This is a genomic window from Streptomyces griseorubiginosus (genome assembly GCF_001514195.1).
GTDB lineage: Bacteria > Actinomycetota > Actinomycetes > Streptomycetales > Streptomycetaceae > Streptomyces > Streptomyces griseorubiginosus.
The window spans coordinates 538,718-542,791 of sequence record NZ_KQ948736.1 but is presented as its reverse complement, the minus strand read 5'-3'; the positions used below and the strand labels follow the sequence as shown (position 1 = coordinate 542,791).

Here is a 4,074-nt window from a genome sequence, read left to right as displayed (position 1 = left end):
AAGGCCGTTGCCGCGGACGATGTCGATGCCGCGGTGGCGCTGAACGCCCGTTTCCACGCCAAGGTGATGGAGTTGGCGGGCAATGCGGTGCTGGCGGAGTTGGCGGGGCAGGTGGATCGTCGGGTGCGGTGGTATTACACGCCGATCGCCCGGCAGCGTGGTCGGCAGTCGTGGATCGAGCACCGGGAGTTGATCGCCGCGATCACCGACCGGGACGAACAGCGTGCCACCGCCGTCATGCGGCAACACACCGAGCACACCCGGGAGATGTACCACCAGCGCGAGAAGTAGCCCGCGCGAAGCGACCGGCAGGCCGGATCAGGCGGCCCTTCCCCTTGCCGTTGGCCGGGGAAGGGCCGCCTGATGTCCGAACGGCTCGCCTGATGTCCGAACGGCCTTGCTCAGGCCGCGGGTTGTGGCTGGGGTGCCACCTCACGGCTCCTGGGCCGACCCGGCTGCCGCAGCAGCAGAGCGATCCCCGCCGCGAGCATCGAGGTGGCGCCGGCCAGGGCGTACGCGCCGTCGTAACCCCACGCCGCGACGACCATCGAACCGAGCCCGCCGCCGAACAGGCCGCTGATCAGCTTGCCGCTGTACACCAGCCCGTAGTTGGAGGCGTTGAAGTTCTCCCCGAAGTAGTCCGGGGTGAGCGCCGCGAACAGCGGGTAGAACGCGCCGCCGCCGAACCCGGACAGGAACGCGAAGAACAGGAACAGCGACTCGCTCCTGACGTCACCCGCCCAGATCACGCCGAACTGCGCGAGCCCCAGGACGACGATCACGAACACCAGCGTGGACTTGCGGCCCCACTTGTCGGACAGCCAGCCCACCACGCCCCGCCCGATGCCGTTGATGACCGCCATGACACCCATCGACGAGGCCGCCACCAGCGGGCCGAAGCCCACCTCCTTCGCGTAGTCGACCTGGAAGGAGATCCCGAAGATCGACACTCCCGCCGTCATCACGAGGGCGATCCACATGAGGGGGAGCATGCCGGTCCTGACGGCCTCCCTCGGCGTGAACTGCCGTACGGCGGGAGGGTTCTTGGCCAGCGCGACGGCGCCCTTGCCGTTGCCGCCGTAGGTCAGCGGGTCGATGTCCGCGGGCCACCAGTTCTTCGGCGGGTCCTTGAAGAAGAACGCGCATCCCACGACCACGATCAGGATGTAGCAGCCGATGAGGTCCAGGACACGGTGGTAATTGGCCGTGTCGAAGCCGTAGTTGAAGATAAAGATGAAGGGCAGGGACCCGTACGCGAAGCCGCCGTTGACGAACCCGGTCCTGGCGCCCCGGCGTTCGGGGAACCACTTGCCGACCATGTTGATGCAGGTCGCGTAGACCAGTCCGGCGCCGACTCCTCCGACGACGCCGAATCCCAGGATCGCCAGCCAGACGTTGCCCAGGTGCGACAGGGCGAGGAACCCGACCAGGCACATGCCCGAGCCGATGTACATGGCCTTGCGGGCGGTCAGGACGCCCTTCTCCCGCAGCCAGCCCGCCGGGAAGGCGATGCCGGCCTGGAAGAAGACCCAGACGCTGAGGATCCAGAAGGTGTTGCTCTGCGTCCAGCCGTGGGCGTGGGACAGGGTGTCCTCGGCCGAGCCGTACGCGTACTCGAAGACGCTGATGGCCATCATGGTGATCCAGGGCAGGTACACCATGAGCTTGCGTGAGTGGCCGAGGATGTCCCGGTCGGTCTCGCCGATGCGGTAGACACGGCCGTTGGCGTCGGTCACTTCTCGGTAGGGACGTGATGCGGCGGTGGAGTGTGCGGTCTTGTCGGTCTCGCTGCGTGCTGCGTACGGATCTGCCGTCATGTCAGGCCATTTCCTCGCCGAGCGGTTGCGGGTTGGGTACGGTCCTGCGGCTGGTCCGAGGCCTGCCCGGGGCCTTGAGGAACAGTGCGAGGACCGCGGACGCCAGGCCGATCGAGCCGGCCAGCACGAACGCGCCCTGGTAGTCCCAGGCGCCGACCACGATCGAGCCGACCCCGGAGCCCACGAGCCCCGAGATGAGCTTCGAGCTGTAGACCATGCCGTAGTTGGAGGCGTTGTTGTTCTCACCGAAGTAGTCGGCCGTCATCGCGGCGAACAGCGGGAAGATCGCGCCGCCGCCGAAGCCGGAGACCATGGAGCAGAAGAGGAAGAACGGCATGCTGCCCATCTGGCCCGAGACCAGCACCCCGAACTGGGCGGTGCCCAGCACCAGACACACGATGATCAGCGTGTTGCGGCGCCCGAACTTGTCGGAGATCCAGCCGATCACCCCGCGCCCGGTGCCGTTGACGATCGCCTTCAGCGACATCGCCGTGGCGACGATCCCGCCGGCGAAGCCCATGTCCTTGCCGAACGGCACCTGGAAGGCGATGCCGAAGATGTTGATGCCGGCCGTGCACAGCAGGCAGAACCACATCATCCACAGGACGGGTGTGCGCGCGGCCTCCCTCGGGGTGTACTGCTTGACCGCCGGCGGGTTCTTCTCCAGCGCCCGCCGGATCTTCGGGTCGTCGGTCATCCTCAGCGGGTCGACGTGCGGCGGCCACCAGTTCTTCGGCGGGTCCTTGAAGAACCAGCCCGCGAACGCGACCACGGAGCAGCACACCAGGCCGACGGTCACCAGGACGCCCTTGTAGTTGCTCAGGTCCATGTACGACGTGAACAGGAAGACGAAGGGCACCGAGCCGTAGGCGAAACCGCCGTTGACCATGCCGGTCTTGCCGCCCTTGCGCTCCGGATACCACTTGCCGACCATGTTCACGCAGGTCGCGTAGACGAGACCGGCACCGATACCGCTGCACACACCGAAGCCCAGATAGGCGACGATCACGTTCGGTGCGAACGCGAGCGAGAGATAGCCGAGGACGGTGCCCAGCGCGCCCAGCATCATCGCGTAGCGGGCCGGAAGCTTCCCGCTCTCCCTGAGCTGCCCGGCCGGGAAGGCCACGGCCGCCTGGAAGAAGACCCAGACACCCATCAGCCAGAAGATGTGGCCACTGCTCCACAGATGCGCCTCGTGCAGTGTGTCCTCGGCCGACGTGAACGCGTACTCCGAGGAACTGATGCCCAACATGCCCATCCACGGGAAGAGCACCATGGTCCATCGTGGCCGTCCCATGATGTGCCGGTCGGTCTCACCGACCCGGTACACGCGGCCGTTGCGGTCCGTCACCTCTCTGAAGGCGGCGGACGACGAGTAGTCGAGTGTTGTCATAGCCTCAAGCACTCCTTGCGTCGAAAGATCTGGCCAGCGCCCCCTGTCCAAATTCCTTTCGTGCGCGCACGGATCCCGGGGTTCGCCGACGCGCACCGCCGCCGCACCCCGTGCTCTGTCACGTCATGGACCACCGCCCGACCGGCCGTGGACATGGCTCCGGTTCCCCACGTCAGATCACCCCGCCCGACTTCAGTAGCCGCAACTCCTCGTCGCCGAGACCCAGTTCGCCGATGTAGATCTCTTGGTTGTGCTGGCCGAGGAGGGGTGGGGTGGTGATGGTGGTGGGGGAGTCGGAGAGCTTGAGGGGATTGCCGACGGTGGTGAAGGTGCCGCGTTCGGGATGCTCGACCTCGACGATCATGTCGTTGGCCGCCAGCGAGGCATCCTCGATGATCTCCCGGGTGGACAGGATCGGCCCGCACGGAATGTTGTGCCGGTTGAGCTCCTCCAGCACCCGCCACTTCGGCAGGGTCGCCGTCCATTCCTCGATCAGCTGGAACATCTTCGCCAGCTTCGGCAACCGCGCCTCAGGCGTGGCCCATTCAGGATCGTCAGCGAGTTCCGGCCGTCGGATGAGCCCCGCCAGGGGTGCCCATCCGACGGGTTGGACGATGACGTAGACGTAGTCGTTGGGCCCGCCCGGCGCGCACCGCACCGCCCACCCCGGCTGACCGCCCCCCGACGCATTCCCCGAGCGCGGGACCTCATCGCCGAAGTCCTCGTTGGGGTATTCGGCCAACGGCCCGTGCGCCAGGCGCTGCTGGTCGCGCAGCTTGACCCGGCACAGGTTCAGCACCGCGTGCTGCATCGCCACGTTCACCCGCTGCCCCCGCCCGGTCCTCTCCCGCTGGAACAGCGCGG

The 4,074-nt window shown here is 67.1% G+C and carries 4 protein-coding genes; 1 reads left to right on the top strand and 3 read right to left on the bottom strand.

Translation table 11 applies throughout. The features are described 5' to 3' along the window. Positions 1–291, top strand: a 291-nt coding sequence (locus AQJ54_RS15100) for an FCD domain-containing protein (RefSeq protein WP_159055523.1), incomplete at its 5' end; no start/stop codon positions are given. Positions 292–401: 110 nt separating this feature from the next. On the opposite strand, the gene AQJ54_RS15095 is transcribed toward AQJ54_RS15100, so the two are convergent. The 3 genes from AQJ54_RS15095 to AQJ54_RS15085 all read right to left on the bottom strand — a co-directional run. Next, entirely contained in the window at positions 402–1,817 is a 1,416-nt protein-coding gene (locus AQJ54_RS15095) for an OFA family MFS transporter (RefSeq protein WP_062237757.1), read from the bottom strand. Position 1,818: 1 nt separating this feature from the next. Next, the gene (locus AQJ54_RS15090; protein ID WP_062028935.1) at positions 1,819–3,210 is read right to left on the bottom strand and encodes an OFA family MFS transporter; all 1,392 of its coding nucleotides are present in this window, start codon (positions 3,208–3,210) and stop codon (positions 1,819–1,821) included. A gap of 172 nt (positions 3,211–3,382) precedes the next feature. Continuing rightward, positions 3,383–4,074 (bottom strand): CoA transferase (locus AQJ54_RS15085; protein WP_211278536.1); only part of this gene is annotated, 692 nt, incomplete at its 5' end.

Excerpts from the sequence above, each read along its gene's own strand:
- AQJ54_RS15095 (WP_062237757.1), bottom strand. The coding sequence starts at position 1,817 with ATGACGGCAGATCCGTACGCAGCACGCAGCGAGACCGACAAGACCGCA.
- AQJ54_RS15090 (WP_062028935.1), bottom strand. The coding sequence starts at position 3,210 with ATGACAACACTCGACTACTCGTCGTCCGCCGCCTTCAGAGAGGTGACG.